Origin of the sequence: Bordetella genomosp. 5, assembly GCF_002261315.1 — a bacterium.
GTDB lineage: Bacteria > Pseudomonadota > Gammaproteobacteria > Burkholderiales > Burkholderiaceae_B > Bordetella.
Genome location: NZ_NEVP01000008.1, coordinates 133554 through 148932, shown reverse-complemented (window position 1 = coordinate 148932; position 15379 = coordinate 133554). Strand labels below are relative to the sequence as shown.

13 protein-coding genes and 1 other RNA gene are annotated in these 15379 nt (G+C 65.8%); 11 read left to right on the top strand and 3 right to left on the bottom strand.

Going from position 1 to position 15379, the window contains the following annotated elements; translation table 11 throughout:
* Nucleotides 1-895: 895 nt before the first annotated feature.
* From CAL25_RS14200 to CAL25_RS14150, 11 genes are all read left to right on the top strand, one after another.
* Nucleotides 896-2122 (top strand): MFS transporter, encoded by a 1227-nt coding sequence (locus CAL25_RS14200; RefSeq protein ID WP_094801050.1) that lies wholly within the window; start codon nt 896-898, stop codon nt 2120-2122.
* 175 nt (nt 2123-2297) lie between these two features.
* Nucleotides 2298-2687: a transfer-messenger RNA gene (ssrA, locus tag CAL25_RS14195) on the top strand.
* Between the two features lie 458 nt (nt 2688-3145).
* Nucleotides 3146-4171 carry a glycosyltransferase gene (locus CAL25_RS14190; RefSeq protein ID WP_094801048.1) on the top strand — a complete coding sequence of 342 codons (1026 nt, stop codon included), beginning with the start codon at nt 3146-3148 and terminating at the stop codon, nt 4169-4171.
* Nucleotides 4168-5319, top strand: coding sequence for an NAD(P)/FAD-dependent oxidoreductase (locus CAL25_RS14185; protein ID WP_094801046.1), 1152 nt, complete (start codon nt 4168-4170; stop codon nt 5317-5319). The genes CAL25_RS14190 and CAL25_RS14185 overlap by 4 nt, the downstream gene beginning before the upstream one ends.
* Nucleotides 5316-6113, top strand: coding sequence for an NAD(P)-dependent oxidoreductase (locus tag CAL25_RS14180; RefSeq protein WP_094801044.1), 798 nt, complete (start codon nt 5316-5318; stop codon nt 6111-6113). Before CAL25_RS14185 ends, CAL25_RS14180 begins: the two co-directional genes overlap by 4 nt.
* Complete coding sequence (locus CAL25_RS14175) at nt 6110-6943, top strand: sugar phosphate isomerase/epimerase family protein (RefSeq protein WP_094801042.1); 834 nt, start codon at nt 6110-6112, stop codon at nt 6941-6943. Before CAL25_RS14180 ends, CAL25_RS14175 begins: the two co-directional genes overlap by 4 nt.
* Complete coding sequence (locus CAL25_RS14170) at nt 6940-7296, top strand: SMR family transporter (RefSeq protein WP_094801040.1); 357 nt, start codon at nt 6940-6942, stop codon at nt 7294-7296. Before CAL25_RS14175 ends, CAL25_RS14170 begins: the two co-directional genes overlap by 4 nt.
* A gap of 3 nt (nt 7297-7299) precedes the next feature.
* Nucleotides 7300-8115, top strand: a complete 816-nt coding sequence (locus CAL25_RS14165; protein ID WP_094801038.1) for a glycosyltransferase family 2 protein — start codon at nt 7300-7302, stop codon at nt 8113-8115.
* A gap of 31 nt (nt 8116-8146) precedes the next feature.
* Nucleotides 8147-10042 (top strand): hypothetical protein, encoded by a 1896-nt coding sequence (locus CAL25_RS14160; protein WP_094801036.1) that lies wholly within the window; start codon nt 8147-8149, stop codon nt 10040-10042.
* Between the two features lie 218 nt (nt 10043-10260).
* Nucleotides 10261-11283 carry a DUF4434 domain-containing protein gene (locus CAL25_RS14155; protein ID WP_094801034.1) on the top strand — a complete coding sequence of 341 codons (1023 nt, stop codon included), beginning with the start codon at nt 10261-10263 and terminating at the stop codon, nt 11281-11283.
* Between the two features lie 247 nt (nt 11284-11530).
* Nucleotides 11531-12010: a VOC family protein gene (locus CAL25_RS14150; protein ID WP_094801032.1), complete on the top strand. Its 480-nt coding sequence runs from the start codon at nt 11531-11533 to the stop codon at nt 12008-12010.
* Between the two features lie 66 nt (nt 12011-12076).
* Here CAL25_RS14150 and CAL25_RS14145 read toward each other — a convergent pair whose 3' ends face one another.
* From CAL25_RS14145 to CAL25_RS14135, 3 genes are read right to left on the bottom strand one after another with little or no spacing between them, the layout of a single operon-like run.
* Nucleotides 12077-13204 (bottom strand): acyl-CoA dehydrogenase family protein, encoded by a 1128-nt coding sequence (locus tag CAL25_RS14145; RefSeq protein WP_094801030.1) that lies wholly within the window; start codon nt 13202-13204, stop codon nt 12077-12079.
* Nucleotides 13205-13214: 10 nt separating this feature from the next.
* A complete protein-coding gene (locus tag CAL25_RS14140) occupies nt 13215-13904 on the bottom strand; it encodes an alginate O-acetyltransferase AlgF (RefSeq protein WP_094801028.1) in 690 nt (229 codons plus the stop codon).
* Nucleotides 13901-15373 carry an AMP-binding protein gene (locus CAL25_RS14135; protein ID WP_094801026.1) on the bottom strand — a complete coding sequence of 491 codons (1473 nt, stop codon included), beginning with the start codon at nt 15371-15373 and terminating at the stop codon, nt 13901-13903. The genes CAL25_RS14140 and CAL25_RS14135 overlap by 4 nt, the downstream gene beginning before the upstream one ends.
* Nucleotides 15374-15379 lie beyond the last annotated feature (6 nt).

Here is a 15379-nt window from a genome sequence, read left to right as displayed (position 1 = left end):
GCACCGGCTCGAGGATGCCGACGCGGCAATGACCGCTAGCGGCCCTCGTCGCACTCCTGTAATTAGGGGCGAATCCGGGTGGCAAGCGAATAGAAGAATTGCGAAATAGCCTGGTGGCCGGCGCAGGTCTCAGGGTTTCTGTCGGCTGCCTCTCTTGCTTGCTTCCTTCCTTCGTTGCTTCCTTCGTTCCTTCCTTCCTTCGTTCGTTCCTTCCTTCGTTCGTTCCTTCCTTGCTTCCCTGCTTTCCTGCTTCATTCGTCGCTTCCTTCGTCGGCGCGCACACGGTGCGACCAGGGCGGGCGAAGCCGCGGGCGCGTGTATTCGGGAGGATGGAGGCGGCGATGGCGACTTATAAACAGGGCTCGCGTCGGCCTGTTTACCCCTCAACGAACCGGCTGGCGCGTACCGCACGAGTCGCGGGCCCAGTGCCCGCGCATCGTTCCTCCGGCGGTCCTGTGCCGAAGGCGCCGCCTTTGGCACTTTTTTTGTGCCCGTCATCCGCTCTTCGGTCGGCTCCTTCCGGTTCTCCCGATGCCTCCGGTGCCTCCGGTACCCCGGCGCCTCCGGTCCCCCCGGTCCCCCCGGTCCCCCGGTCCCCCCGGCGCCTCCCGGCCCCTCCCGGCTCTTCCCGATTCTCCCGGCTCCTCCCGGTTCACTCTGTTCGGTCGGTTCTCCCGGTCCTACCCGTTCTGTCGGTTCTGCCGGATAGTCATTTCCAGTCGTCCGGCTTTATTCGGCGAGCAATCCGTTCTACAGTAGCGCCTCGACAAGCCGCCGCTTCGATCGTCCACCGCGGCGCGCCACCTGACCTCGCGTCAAGCTCCGATATCACCTAGTCCATAGCCCGTTGACCGGGCCAGTCCGCGTTGCCTTTTTGCGCAGCGCAGGGAACACCATGCTTTTGCCCATTCTGCTGCTGTCGGCGGCCGGATTCACCATCCTGACCACCGAATTTCTCATCATCGGCCTTTTGCCGCCCATGGCGCGCGACCTTCAGGTCACCGTGTCGCAGGCCGGCCTGCTGGTGTCGCTGTTCGCCTTCACGGTGGCGGCCGCCGGCCCGTTCCTGACCGCCCTGATGGCCAACATCGAGCGCAAGCGCCTGTTCATCGGCGTGCTGATCGTGTTCGGCCTGTCCAACGTGGCGGCCGCGCTGGCGCCCAACATCTGGGTCATGGCCGTGGCGCGCTTCATTCCGGCGCTCACGCTGCCGGTGTTCTGGTCGCTCGCCAGCGCCACCGCGGTCGAGATCGTCGGCCCGGCCTACGCGGGCCGCGCCATTTCCACCGTGGCCTTCGGCATCGTCGCGGCCACGGTGTTCGGCATTCCGATCGGCGTGCTGATCTCCGACGCGTTCGGCTGGCGCGCCGCCTTCGGCGTGCTGGCGGCCGTGGCGTTCGCCAAAGCCTTGCTGCTGATGGTGTATTTCCCCCAGAAGCGCATGGCCGGCGAGACCATCCGCTTCGCCACGCAGCTTCGCATCGTGCGCGACCCCGTCGTGGTCACCCACGTGCTGCTGTCGCTGCTGATCTTTACCGGCATGTTCACCGCCTACACCTATCTGGCCGACATGCTGGAGCGTCTCGGCGGCTTCGACGGCAAGGTCGTGGGCTGGAGCATGATGGCGTTCGGCGGTATCGGCATCCTGGGCAACTGGATCGGCGGCCGGCTGGTCGACCGAAGCCCGCTCGGCACCACGCTGTTTTTTGCCGCCCTGATGGCCTTCGGGCTGACCTTCGTCACCGCCGTGATGGACGCGCCCGTGCTGCTGGCCATCGCGCTGGGCGCCTGGGGCATCGCGCAGGCCGCGCTGTTCCTCGTGTGCCATGTGCGCGTGATGAAGTCCGCGCCGCAGGCGCCGGCCTTCGCCGCCTCGCTGAACATCTCCGGCGCCAACATCGGCATCGGCGTGGGCGCCGTGATCGGCGGCGCGATCATCGACCGGCTGGGCCTGGCCGCGCTGGGCTGGACCTCCGCCCTGATCGTGGCGGCGGCGATCGCGGTGGGCGTGGCGCTGATGGGCGCCACGCGCCGGGCCCGCGCCCGCGATGCCCGGGGATCGGCCGAGGCCCACGCGCTGACGTGCCCCACGCCCGCGTCCTGCGCGGAAGGCCGGGGCTGAGGGAGAGGGGGGCGCTCGTTCACGGGCGCCGGGGCTCCGGCCGGCGGGACGCCGGGCTTCGTAACGCCAGCCGCCGGGGCGCCGGCCGCCCGACCGCCGGCCGCTGACCTTCGCGCCGCCGGGGCAGCGCCCCGCGAAAACCCGTCCCGCTTTTGGCGTACAATAGAGATCACCTGGGGCCGATCCGGATTCGACGTGGGTCATGAAGCAGCTCAGGGCATGCCGAGCACCAGTACGCTCGTAAAACCACTGGAAACAAACTAAACGCCAACGACGAGCGTTTCGCTCTCGCCGCTTAAGCGGTGAGCCGCTGCACTGATCTGTCCTTGGGTCAGGCGGGAAGAGGCAACTCTTTAGGGGGGTAACCCCCGAACCGCAGCAGCGACATTCACAAGGAATCGGTCTGCGCTGGGGTCACACGGCGTAGGTTTAAATTACGTGAATCGCCCTGGTCCGGCCCGTTGATCGGCTAAGTCCAGGGTTAAATCCAAATAGATCGACTAAGCATGTAGAACTGACTGTGGAGGGCTTGCGGACGGGGGTTCAATTCCCCCCGGCTCCACCACTATTCAAAACCCCAACCCTTCGCGGTTGGGGTTTTTTCTTTTGGGCTTCCTCTCGCCCGTCACGCGCTCGGCAATCTCCCCGGCGCATGCCGGGCCACCCTATGGGTAGCCCGCGTCCGCCCCACGCGACGACGCCCGCGCGTATTCCTTTCCATTCTTTCCGGCCCGACGCGCCCGAGTCGCCCCGCCCTGAACCGGCGTCGCGCTCGCTTCCCGCCACACCGATCCCGTCCTGACATGCGCCCGCGCCGCCTGGGTGGTTCTGCGCCGGCGCCGCTCTGGGCGCGCCTCGTCGTCGGCGCAACCGCGCTGCCGCAACCGCGCCGCCGCAATGGCGTTTCTTCCATTCATTGCGAGGATGTGTGTGAGTCTTCGGCCCTCGCGAAATTTAGGATGAAAAAATTTTGCGGATATGCGCGATTGCATAGCGATCGCAGGCTCGGAAGGGACCAAGAGAATGGCATTTTTCCCGGTATTTCTATCGGTCGTCTATGTGGTGCGCAACCAGGCCCATCAGCTGGAGAGCATCGTCCGGAACGCCACCGAAAAACTGTCATCGCTGGTGCCCGCGTGCGAGCTGATCATCGTCGACAACGCGTCCGATGACGACAGCATCTGCGTCCTCAAAAACCTGACCGGGCATTCGGGCTACCCGGACATGCAGGTGTATGCGCTCACCAAAGAGGTCGATGGCGACACCGCGTCGTGGGTCGGGCTGGAAAATGCGCTGGGCGATTTCGTGGCGGTGATCGATCCCATGCTCGACGACATCGGCTTTCTGCCCGAAATGCTCGATAAGGCGGTGCTGGGGGCGGACGTGGTGTTCGCCAACAACCGCCAGAAGCCGCCCCGCAGCCTGGCGTATCGCGCCGCGTGCGCCGCCTTTAACTTTCTGTACAAGGTCTTCAACGGCATTCATCTGGCCAAGGACGCGCCCCAGTATCGTCTGCTGAGCAAGCGCGTCGTGAACTTCATCATGCAGCATCCCCAGCCGGCCGTGTCTTATCGGCACCTGCCGGCCACCGCGGGATTCGCGCGCATCAATCTCGAGTACAGCACCCCGCCGCGCGCCAACAACACCAAAAAACTTCGCGAAAGCATCGATCGCGGCACGCGGCTGCTGGTTTCCACGACGCATGCGCCGATGCGGCTCGTCACCTCGCTGTCGCTGTTCGGCGCGCTCGCCAATCTGGTTTATTCGCTGTACGTGGTCGCCGTCGCGCTGTTCAAATCCGACGTGGCGCCCGGTTGGGTCAGCCTGTCTTCCCAGCTGTCGGGCATGTTTTTCCTGATTTCGCTCGTGCTGCTGGTGCTGGGCGAATATGTGCTGCATATGGCGAGCCTCAGTAACGAGGGGCCGCTTTATCACGTGGGCCAGGAGTTCACGAGCACGCGCATCAGCCGCCGCGAAAAGCTGAATATCGAGAGTGTTTCGCCAACGGCGGCGCGCGATTCCCGCCCCTCGGATCAGGCCGCGGCATGAACGTGTCGTTTCCGGATTCGGACGCGGATGCCGTCGTCATCGGCGGCGGCTTCTACGGCGCCGCGATCGCCATCTACCTAGCCAGACATCGCGGCATGCGGCGCGTCGTTCTGCTGGAGCGCGAGCGCACGCTGCTGTCACGCGCGTCGTACAACAACCAGGCGCGCGTGCACAACGGCTATCACTATCCCCGAAGCTTCACGACGGCCTTCCGCAGCCGGATCAACATGCCGCGCTTCGTGCACGACTGGCCGCAGGCGGTCAAGCGCGACTTCGTCAAGCTGTACGCGATCGCAAGACGCAATTCCAAGGTCACGGCCAGGCAGTTCGAGCGCTTCTGCCGCGAGATCGGCGCCAGCATCAAGCCTGCGGAGCCCGGCCTGAAAAGGCTGTTCGAGCCGAGGCTGATCGAAGACGTGTTTCTGGTCGAGGAGTACGCCTTCGACGCGACCCGGCTGGCGGCGTGGGCCGTCGATGCGCTGCGGGAGGCGGGCGTCGAGATCCAGACCTCCAACCGCGCGCTGGCGATCTTCCGGTCGGCGACCGACCCGCGCCTGAGCGTCGCGACCGAGGCGAAGTCGGGCGAGCGCTCGCCCATCCGCTGCCGCTACGTTTTCAACTGCACCTACAGCGGGCTCAATCAATTCTCCGGCGATTTTCCCGGCACGCAGACGCGCCTCAAGCAGGAAGTGACCGAGATGGCGCTGATGCAGGTGCCCGCCGTGCTCGAGGACATCGGCGTGACCGTAATGGACGGCCCGTTCTTTTCGATGATGCCCTTTCCCGCGCGCGGCCTGCACACCCTGTCACACGTCCGTTATACCCCGCACTGCCAGTGGCAGGACCAGCGCGGTGCCGACCCCTACGAGCGGCTCGGTCACTACGACCGCGTCACGCGGGTCGACCGGATGGTGCGAGACGTGGGCCGTTATCTGCCGGCGGTGAGCGATGCGAAGTATGTGGAATCGCTCTTCGAGGTAAAGACGGTGCTGATGAAAAACGAAGTGGACGACGGCCGGCCCATTCTCTTCGAAAAACACGCGGACCTGCCCGGCTGCTATTCGGTGCTGGGCGGAAAAATCGACAACATTTACGACGTGCTCGAAAAGCTCGAGACGGAAGATTTCACGGTGGCGCTGGCGTCATGAATCAAAACGCTCTGATCGGATGCTCCGGTTTTGTCGGCACCACGCTGCTCAGGCAGGCGCGGTTTGCCGCGCTCTATCGTTCGACCAATATCGCGGAGATCGCGCATCGGGAGTTCGATGTCGTCGTGTGCGCGGGCGCCCCGGCACAGAAGTGGCTCGCCAATCGCGATCCCGCCGCCGACCGTGCGCGTATCGAAGGCCTGACGGACCACCTCCGAACGATCACGTGCAAGACCTTCATCCTGATCAGCACGGTGGATGTTTTCAAACAGCCGGCCAACGTCGACGAAGCCACACGGGTCGATGAGCGGGGACTGCATCCTTACGGCCTGCATCGCCGGCAGCTCGAAACCTTCGTCGAGCAGACGTTTGCCCGGCCTCTGATCGTCCGCTTGCCGGGTCTGGTCGGGCCGGGATTACGCAAGAACGTGATTTTCGATTTCCTGAACCACAACAATCTCCAGGCCATCGAGAGTCGCGGGATATTCCAGTTCTATCCCATGATCAACCTCTGGTATGACATCCAGGCCGCGCTGGCGGCGGGCCTGTCCCTGGTGCATCTGACCGCCGAACCCATCAGCGTGGCGGACGTGGCGCTGCATGGATTCGGACGGCGCTTCGCGCAGACACTGGATGCGCCGCCCGCACGCTACGACATGACAAGCCGGCATGCGCCACGCTTCGGGTCGCCCGGCCCGTATCAGTACAGCGCGCGCGAAACCATCCAGGCGATCCGGGCCTATGCCCAGTCCGAACCGCTGACCGTGCAGACCGGCCCCGGAGACGCATCGTGAGGCTCGCGATCTCCAACATCGCCTGGGATACCACCGAGGACGCCTGCGTCGCCAGCCTGCTGGCCCGGTTCGCCGTGGACGCCATCGATATCGCGCCCGGCAAGTACTTCCCGGATCCCGCCAGGGCCACCGACCACGACATCGATCACGTCGGCCGATGGTGGGCCGACCGCGGCATCGCGCTGACGGGCATGCAGGCGCTGCTGTTCGGCACGACGGGGCTGAATCTGTTCGGCGCGAGCGAGCGTCAGGAAGCGATGCTGGCGCATCTGCGGGCCGTGTGCCGCATCGGCGCGCGCCTGGGCGCCACGCGCCTGGTGTTCGGGTCTCCCAAGAACCGTGACCGCACGGGTTGGCGCGATGCCGACGCCTTCGATCACGCCGTCGGCTTCTTCCGCCGCCTGGGCGCCGTGGCGCGGGAGCACGGTGTCCTCGTATGCCTGGAGCCGAATCCCGCGCGTTACGGCTGCAACTTCATGACCACCAGCGCCGAGACGGTCGAGGTCGTCGACGCAGTGGGGCACGCGTCGATCCGCATGCAGTTCGACACCGGCGCCTTGACGATCAACCAGGAGTCGCCCGAAGACCTGCTGCTGCGCAGCGCCGGCCTGATCGGGCATGTGCATGCCAGTGAGCCCGACCTGCTGCCCCTGGGCGAGGGGGGCACCGACCATCGGCGGATGCACGCCGCATTGCGGCGCCATCTTCCCGATCACGTGGTGTCGATCGAAATGCTCGCGGCACGCGATGAGCCTCATCTTCAGGCGATCGAGCGGGCGCTGACCTGCGCGCTCGCGTGCTATCGCACCGCACCGGGGGCAGCCGGATGAAGTGGTTGATTCTGTTGCTCGGCATCGTCGCCAACGCGTCGGCGAGCGTCCTGGTCAAGCTGGCCATGACGGCACCCAGAAAGTTTCCCTCTCTCACCGATCCCGTCGCCGCGCTGGTCAACTGGCCGTTCTGGCTGGGCCTGGGCCTGTACGGCGCCGCCTTTCTGCTCTATGCCGCGGCGTTGGCCAGGCTTCCCCTGCACGTCGCGCACCCGATCCTGACGGCCGGTGCGATCGCCACGGTCGCCTGCGCGTCCGTCGTGCTGTTCCGTGAGCCGTTTCAATGGAGCACGGGCGTCGGCATCCTGCTTGTGATGGCAGGGGTGGCACTCATCACGGCACGGCTTGCATAAAACATGAACACCAGACACGAGATCTCTCCCGCGGGCCGGGCCGCCTGGCGCGTGCCCGCCATGGACATCCCCCTGTGGTCGGGCAGGCGCCATCCCTATTGCGTCGTGATTCCCGTCATCAACGAAGGCGAGCGAATCAAACGCCTGCTCGGGCGTATGCAACACCAGCATATTCCTGCGATCGCGGACATCGTCATCGTCGACGGGGGCAGCACCGATGGCTCGCTGGCAACGGACATGCTGCGCCAGTTGGGCGTGCGCGGTTTGCTGATCAAAACCGGCCCCGGAAAGCTGAGCGCCCAGCTTCGATGTGCCTATGCCTTTGCGCTGGATCAGGGTTACGAGGGCATCATCACCCTCGATGGCAACGACAAGGACGATCCCGAAGCCATACCGCGCTTTATCGACGCGCTGCAGGACGGCGTCGATTTTGCGCAAGGGTCGCGCTTTCTGCCGGGCGGGGTGGCCGTGAACACGCCGGCGTCACGCGCTTTCGCGATCCGCTGTATCCATGCGCCGTGCTTGAGCATCGCTTCGGGATTCCGCTGGACAGACACCACGCAGGGCTTCCGCGCCTACAGCCGCCGGATGTTGCTGGATCCCCGGATCGCCCCGTTCCGCGATGTCTTCATGACCTACGAGCTGCTGGCCTATCTGTCATGCCGGGTCCCGCAGCTCGGCTACGTGTGCCGCGAGGTGCCGACGGCCAGGCGCTATCCGGTCGGCGAAGTCCCGACCAAGATCAACGGCTTCAAGGGCAATTGGGCCGTGCTGACCATTCTTTTTCGAGCCTGCCTGGGTAAATACGATGTGGCATAAGGTCGGGGCGATGTCGGGATGCCTTGAGAAAATGTTCCTGACCCACGGGCGCCGTATTTACGCGTGGCTGTTCGCGCTGTTGCTGCTTCTGTTTGCCGGCCTGAGTCTGCGCTATCAATACCTGCTGCTCGATTATCGGGAGTGGGGTGACGAGTCCGAGACCATCGTGACCGCGAAGATGATGGCGGCAGGGATGCGGCTCTATGCCGACATTTTCAATCATCACGGTCCACTTACGTTCTTGCCGGGGCTGGTGCTCGAGAAGCTCGGCGACGTCGGGATCGCCGGCCACCGCGCATTCATCGCGCTGCTGCAGGTGCTGGCCGTACTGTCCATCACCACATCGCCCGCCTTGAAGCATGGCGCGCACCGCGTCATGGCGTCGGTCGCCGCCAAGACGATCATCCTCATACTGTTGCCCGAGATATACGGGCATATGTACCAGTATCAAACCCTTGCGGGCATTTTGCTGGTCATGATTCTGGCGCAGTACACGATCCCTGCGATCCTTTGTCCCGCGGCGCTGACGGCGTCGCGGGTGATCCCGGCAGCCGCCCTGATCGCTTCGCTTCCGTTCCTGGCCGTCACGTATCTGCCGATCGCGGGGCTGCTGTTTATCGCGTCATTGAGGCAAAAAAGCCTGCGCGCTGCCGTGATCGGCGCCTCGCTGGGTGTGTTGGCGAATGTGGTTTTTCTGGGGGTATACGGGTCTTTCGCGGGCTTTATGGCCTTTCATCTTTATCTGAATGCGAAGGTGCTGCCGTTCTATTCTGGACTGCAGCCCGGCATGGCGCTGATCTGGAACGCGCTATCCGTCGCCACCGCCGACTTCGCGCATGTACTGTCGCTCGTCGCCGTGCTGCTGAGCGCCTCGATGCTGGCCAGGAAAGACGCGCGCTTTCCGTGGCGGACGCTGCTGGTGCTCGCCGGTTTGTGCAGCTTGCTGATGCGCGGCGCGGACGTGCACGGCATGCCGTACTTCTACGCGATCCTGCCCCTGATCGGGCTGAGCCTGAGCGCGGTCGATACCAAGTCGCCTGCCTCCCGGCCGCTGCTGCTGGCGTTCTTGCTGCTGTGTCTGGCGAAGGTCTCTCTGCTGCTGCCCGGAGACCAGCAGAAGATCGAATCGCAGCCGGTACCGGTGCAGACGGAATTTTCGCGCCTGGTGGCGGATTTCACCGACGAGGGTGATCGGATCATCGCCTATTCGTTCATGAACATCGAATACCTGGTATCGCACCGCTTGCCTGCGTCGGGCCATTTCTTCTATTTGCCCTGGCAAGAAAAATACAACGAGCAGCCGAAGTTCGGGATCGCCATCGATGCTTGCGGGCAGATCCGGCAGGCCGCGCCCAAGGTCATGTATATCAACAAGTGGAAGGTCTGGGACAAGTTTCCGTGGGACAGCTACGCGAGCTGCGTGCAGGCCCTGATCGACTCAAATTATCTGCAGGTGCCCGACAGGCCCTTTTACGTGCGCAAGGACCTGCTGCGCGGGTTCGAGCGGTATCGCGTGCCCGGCACGCGCCGGCTGGTGGCCAGCCCGGCGCTCGAAAAGACCCGGCGCATCAAATTGCACATCGACAAGGACCTGATCGCAATGTCCCGGGATCACGCGCTGACCGCGATCGAGATCCGATTCGGCACGCATGCCCGCATCAATCCCGGCAAGGCGCGTCTGATGCTCGAAGAAGCGGGCGGCAAGCGGGTGAGTCTCGAGTTCTCGCTGGCGGGCCTGGCGGACAATCGCTATCAGCGATTCGACATTCCGCAGGGCAGCTATATCGCCGGCGATATTCAATGGCGAACCGGCGTGGGCGTCAGCACCTGGGAAAGCCATGACGAGAACGGCCCCGACCTGACCTGCGTGCGGTATGTCTTTTCCGATGGCAGCCGCGGCCTCACCCCGGGATGCCCGATGTTCTGAACCCTCGCGCTGTCGCGAAGCGCGAGGTGCCACGACGCGACGCCTGAACCCGGCTCCAGTGCCCCAACGCACCTTTTTCCGTCTGGGTCCATGCCTCTCACGGGGCGATGCCGGATACTTCCGCCGCGCGAGCCCCAAAATCGGGTCCGGAGGGCATAATCTAGCAACGAGGCCCGGCGGCGCGTTGCCGCGGGTCCGCCACGATTGCGTGAGTAGCGATGCCCGTCGATTCGTCTGTCCTGGATTCGTCCAATTCCCTCAACCCGACCCGCCGCAGGCTGTTGCGCCTGGCCCTGTCCACGCCGGCTGTGCTGGGGCTTGGCGCCCTTGCGGGGTGTGCGACTACGCCCGGCCTGCAGGCCAGCTTTCTGCAGCCCTGGAGAAGCCATCTGGAGCTGTCGCGCACGCAGTGGCGGCGGCGCATGGGTGAGATGCATGCGCTGGGCTGCCGCGAGGTGGTGCTGCAGTGGGTGGGGCTCGTGGGCGGCAAGGATCCCGACTGGCTGGTGCCCGACGAGGTGATGGAGACCATCTTCGAGACGGCCGGCGTGCAGGGCATGAACGTGAGGGTGGGCCTGCCGTTCGACAATCGCTGGTGGAGCGCCATCGGTGCGCAGGACCCGCGCGTGTTGCAGGATTTCTTCACGCAGTCGCGCGAGGCGGCGCTGGCCTTCATGGCGGCGTCCCCGTGGCCGCAGCGCCGCCGCTTCGCCGGCTGGTATATCCCCTATGAGATCGAGCAGTACCACTGGGCGGATCCGACGCGGCAGGACATGCTGAGCGGCTGGCTGCAGGCGCTGGCGCAAGGCGCGCAGGCGGCCAACCGTGGCGCGCCCGCGGTCTCCACTTACTTCAGTCAGCTCGAAACCCCCGGCACACTGACCCAGCTCTGGACCCGCATCCTCGAACGCGCGCCGGTGCGCCCGATGGTGCAGGACGGCGTGGGCGTGGCCGGTTGGCCCAATCTGGCCAAGCTCGCGCCGCTGATCGAAATGCTGCGCGCGCGCGGCGTGCCGTTCGACGTGATCATCGAGCTGTTCGAGGAGCTGCCCTCCGAGAAGAAGGACGGCACCGATTTCAAGGCGCGCTCGGCCGACTGGGCGCGCGTGCAGCGCCAGCTCGAGTGGGCACGGCAGACCGGGGCGGAAAAGGTGGTGGGCTTTGCGGTGGATCCGTGGGTCACCAACGAAGACGAGCGGGCGCGGGCGCTGCGCCGCAACTGGCGCCGCTCGTACTTCTGACCCCGTTTGAACGGGCGCCGCGCCGGGCCCGCCACGCAACCGCCACGCAACCGCCACGCAACCGTCGCGTCGGAACGCCGCAGGCATCGCGCCTGCCTGAGCCGGGCCGCGCCGTCGCATACCGTTGGTCACGCATCTGACGCGCCGACGCGGCTAAGCTGGTTCTGCCGGATGCCGCGCCGGGGCCTCTGCATCGTCGTGTCCGCAACGCGCCCCGCGAGCTGCCCGGATTTTCAGGGAGACGCCCATGCTCAGCAAAAACACCATCTGCCTCTGGTACGACCGCGACGCGCTCGACGCCGCGCGTTTCTATGCGCAGACCTTTCCCGACAGCAGCGTCGGCCGTGTCATGCATGCGCCCGGCGACTATCCGGCCGGCCAGCAGGGCGACGTGCTGACGGTGCAATTCACCGTGGCGGGCATTCCGTGCCTGGGCCTGAACGGGGGGCCGACGTTCCGGCATAACGAGGCGTTCTCGTTCCAGATCGCCACCGACGATCAGGCCGAGACCGATCGCCTGTGGAACGCCATCGTGAGCAACGGCGGTCAGGAAAGCGATTGCGGCTGGTGCAAGGATAAGTGGGGCGTGTCGTGGCAGATCACGCCGCGCGCGCTGACCGACGCGATCATGGACGCCGACCCGGGCGTCGCGCAACGCGCCTTCCAGGCCATGATGACGATGCGCAAGATCGACATCGCCGCGATCGAGGCGGCACGCCGCGGTTGAAGGCGGCCCGTCCGGCCGTGCTGCCCGGACGGTGCCCGTCGCGCCTGTAGTGGTGGACGCGACGCCTTACAGCGAGCGGCCGATGATCTCGCGCAGGATTTCGCTGGTGCCGCCGAAGATGCGCAGCGCGCGGGCGTCGGCCCAGGCGCGGCCGATGCCGTACTCGGTGGTGTAGCCATAGCCGCCGTAGAGTTGCAGCAGGTCGTCGAGCACCTTGCCCTGAATCTCGGTGGCGTTGAGCTTGGCCACGGCGGCCGTCAGCGCGTCGAGCGTGCCGGCCATCTGGCGCGCCAGGCAGTCGTCGAGAAACACGCGCAACATCGTGAGCTGCGCCTGCGCATCGGCCAGTTTGAAGCGGCTGTTCTGGTAGTCCAGCACGCGGCGGCCGAAGGCCTTGCGCTCGCTGGTGTAGGTGACGGCTTCGCGCAACATGCCCTCGGCCGAGGCGGCCGCGCGCAATGCGATGGCCATGCGTTCGCCGGCCAGCTGCTCGTTCATGTATTCGAACCCGCGCCCCTCTTCGCCGAGCAGGGCGTCGGCGGGCAGGCGCACGTCGGTAAAGAAGAGCTCGCAGGTGTCCTGGGCATGCTGGCCGATCTTGGCGATGGGCGGGCCCTTGGTGAAGCCGGGCGTGCCTTCTTCCACGGCGAACAGCGACAGGCCCCGCGCGCCGAGATCGGGATTGGTACTGGCGGCCAGCACCACGATGCCGGCGTTCGTGCCGTTGGTGATGAAGGTCTTCTGGCCGTTCAGCACATAACCATCGCCTTCGCGCACGGCGCGGCTGCGGATGGCCTTGAGATCGCTGCCCGCGCCGGGCTCCGTCATGGCGATCGCGCCGATCAGCTCGCCCCGGGTCATGCGCGGCAGCCAGCGTTCGCGTTGCGCATCGGTGCCATACCGCATGATGTAGGGCGAGACCATATCCGAGTGGATCGAGAAGCCGATGCCCAGATAATTGGCGCGCGCCAGCTCTTCGATGACGCAGGCCGAATGCCCGTCGTCGCCGCCCAGCCCATACGGATCGGGCAGCGCGCAATTCAGCAGACCTTCTTCGCCCGCGCGGCGCCACAGGCTGCGCGGCGTCACGCCATCACGTTCCCATTGCTCGTAATGCGGCTTGATCTCTTCGGCGATGAAGCGGCGAACCTGGTCACGAAACAGCTCGTGGTCGTCGCGAAATACGGTGCGCATGCGGTGCTGCCTAGCGGGTGTACGGGTCGGTCTGGCCGGTCTGGCCCGAAAGTTGGGGGGAGGCGGCGCTGCCGGTCAGGAACAGGCTGTAATGGTCGCCGGGTTGCAGGGCGGGCAGGGGCCAGGCGGCGGTGACGGCCTGGCCGCAGGTGGCCATGAGGCTCGCCGTGACCGGGTTGATGGCCCGAGCCTTGGCGCTGGCCGGCGCCACATCGGCGAACAGCGTGGGGCCATTGGCCACCGTCAGGCTGCCCGCGGGGCAATCCTGAGCCAGATTGTAGAACCGGATCTCCGCTTTCAGCGCATCCTGGTTGCCATTGGAATCATCCAGCGCCTTGAACGGCTGCGCGGCGCCCGGCGTGGGCACGAGCGTGTTGAAGCTGTCCGGTTGCACCTGCAGCGAGCCGGCCACCTTGCCGTCGATACGAATCTCGAACGACTGGCCGCCCTTGACGATGGCATAGCTGCTGGCGCGCTGCTTGGGGCCGATTTCCTGCTCGGGGCCGCTGGCGAGCTTGACCTTGATCGGCGCCGTGCCGGGATTGACCACGCGCACGAAGGAGGAGCCCGCGGGCGGGCGCGGCGCGTACAGCTGCGCGAAGGCGCCTTCGGCCTGGGCCTGGGCCGCGGCGGGGGCGGTGGCGCTCAGGGCGGCGGCGGCCAGCGCGGCAGCCAGGAGGCGGGACGACAGGGTGTTCATGCTTTCTCCGAGGATCGGCTGGTGCGCGCATCGAGGTACATGCGCTCGAGTTTCTTGCGATCGACTTTATCGCTGTTGGTCGTCGGGAACGCGTCGCAGGCGAGCAGTTCCGACGGGATCATATAGGGCGGCATGCGCACCGCCAGCAGGTCTTTCCAGCTCGCCAGCGCGTCGGGCAGCGGACCCAGTCCGGGCGCGGCGGTCTGGGTGAGCTCGACGAAGCCGATCATGCGCACGAGCGTGCCGTCCGGCCGGCGCAATGCGACGGTGGCGCCGGCGCGCACGCCGGGCAGGGTGGCGAGCGCGGCGTCGACTTCGGCCAGCTCGATGCGGTAGCCGTGCATCTTGATCTGGTCGTCCTTGCGGCCCTTGAAGGTCACGAGGCCCTGGTCATCGATCACGCCCAGGTCGCCGCTGCGATAGGCCCGCTTGCCGTTGTGCGTGAACAGCACGTTCTGGTCGAGATCGGGCCGGTTCAGATAGCCATACATGACGTGATCGCCCGACATGCAGATTTCGCCGTCCACCAGGAAGACCTCGGCGTAGGGCTTGGCGCGGCCGATCGGAAACGGATTGGGCGCGCGGGCACGCAGGGCCGGGTCGATCTCGACCCAGGTGGTGGAGCAGGTGGCTTCGGTCGGCCCGTACGAGTTGATGATGCGCACCGACGGAAAGCGCGTCCAGAGCTCCTCGGCCAGCGTCGGCGTGAGCGATTCGGCGCCAAACACGAACACCTTCAGTGCCGGCAGGTGTTCGTGGTTGAACTCCGGGTTGATGAGCTGCTGACGCACGAACGAAGGCGTGGACGCCCACACCTCGATCTTGTTCTGCGCCAGATAGCCCACGAACTGGTCGCGCTGACCGATCACCTCGCGCGGGCACAGCACGCACACGCCGCCTAGCACCAGCGCGCCGCAGATATCGAACAACGAGAAGTCGAACGAAAACAGCATCTGGTTCATGAACGCGGGCGCCGGACCCAGATTCAGGCAGTCGCGGATCCAGCCGGCGAACAGCGCCACGCTTTCGCGGCCGATCTGCACGCCCTTGGGATCCCCGGTGCTGCCCGAGGTGAACATGATGTAGGCCAGGCCGGTCTGCCTGAGCGGCTGCGGGTCGGCGCAGGCCGGCTCGAAGCGGTCGGCCGTCGCGTCGTAACGCACGGGCGCCTGCACGATATCGCCGATGCGCTGGATGCGTTGCTGCGGATTGATGGTGTCGACCGGCACGTAGGTCACGCCCATGCGCAGGCAGGCGAGCATGGCCACCAGGAAGCCGGCTTCCTTGTGGCCCGAGATCACCAGGGCATAGCCGGGGGCGACACCCGCGGCGCGCGCGCGCGTGATCCACGCGTCGGTCGCCTGGCGCAGCGCGCCCCAGCTCATCGTGCCGCTGGCATCCTGGATGGCGGGCGCCTCCGCAGCGACATCGGTATCGGCGAAGTCGTAAAGATCGAAATCGAAGCGCATGTCGGA

What these genes read in the sequence shown, in the direction of transcription:
- CAL25_RS14200 (WP_094801050.1), top strand. Translation starts at nt 896, where the DNA reads ATGCTTTTGCCCATTCTGCTGCTGTCGGCGGCCGGATTCACCATCCTG.
- CAL25_RS14190 (WP_094801048.1), top strand. Translation starts at nt 3,146, where the DNA reads ATGGCATTTTTCCCGGTATTTCTATCGGTCGTCTATGTGGTGCGCAAC.
- CAL25_RS14185 (WP_094801046.1), top strand. Translation starts at nt 4,168, where the DNA reads ATGAACGTGTCGTTTCCGGATTCGGACGCGGATGCCGTCGTCATCGGC.
- CAL25_RS14180 (WP_094801044.1), top strand. Translation starts at nt 5,316, where the DNA reads ATGAATCAAAACGCTCTGATCGGATGCTCCGGTTTTGTCGGCACCACG.
- CAL25_RS14170 (WP_094801040.1), top strand. Translation starts at nt 6,940, where the DNA reads ATGAAGTGGTTGATTCTGTTGCTCGGCATCGTCGCCAACGCGTCGGCG.
- CAL25_RS14165 (WP_094801038.1), top strand. Translation starts at nt 7,300, where the DNA reads ATGAACACCAGACACGAGATCTCTCCCGCGGGCCGGGCCGCCTGGCGC.
- CAL25_RS14160 (WP_094801036.1), top strand. Translation starts at nt 8,147, where the DNA reads ATGTTCCTGACCCACGGGCGCCGTATTTACGCGTGGCTGTTCGCGCTG.
- CAL25_RS14155 (WP_094801034.1), top strand. Translation starts at nt 10,261, where the DNA reads ATGCCCGTCGATTCGTCTGTCCTGGATTCGTCCAATTCCCTCAACCCG.
- CAL25_RS14150 (WP_094801032.1), top strand. Translation starts at nt 11,531, where the DNA reads ATGCTCAGCAAAAACACCATCTGCCTCTGGTACGACCGCGACGCGCTC.
- CAL25_RS14145 (WP_094801030.1), bottom strand. Translation starts at nt 13,204, where the DNA reads ATGCGCACCGTATTTCGCGACGACCACGAGCTGTTTCGTGACCAGGTT.
- CAL25_RS14140 (WP_094801028.1), bottom strand. Translation starts at nt 13,904, where the DNA reads ATGAACACCCTGTCGTCCCGCCTCCTGGCTGCCGCGCTGGCCGCCGCC.
- CAL25_RS14135 (WP_094801026.1), bottom strand. Translation starts at nt 15,373, where the DNA reads ATGCGCTTCGATTTCGATCTTTACGACTTCGCCGATACCGATGTCGCT.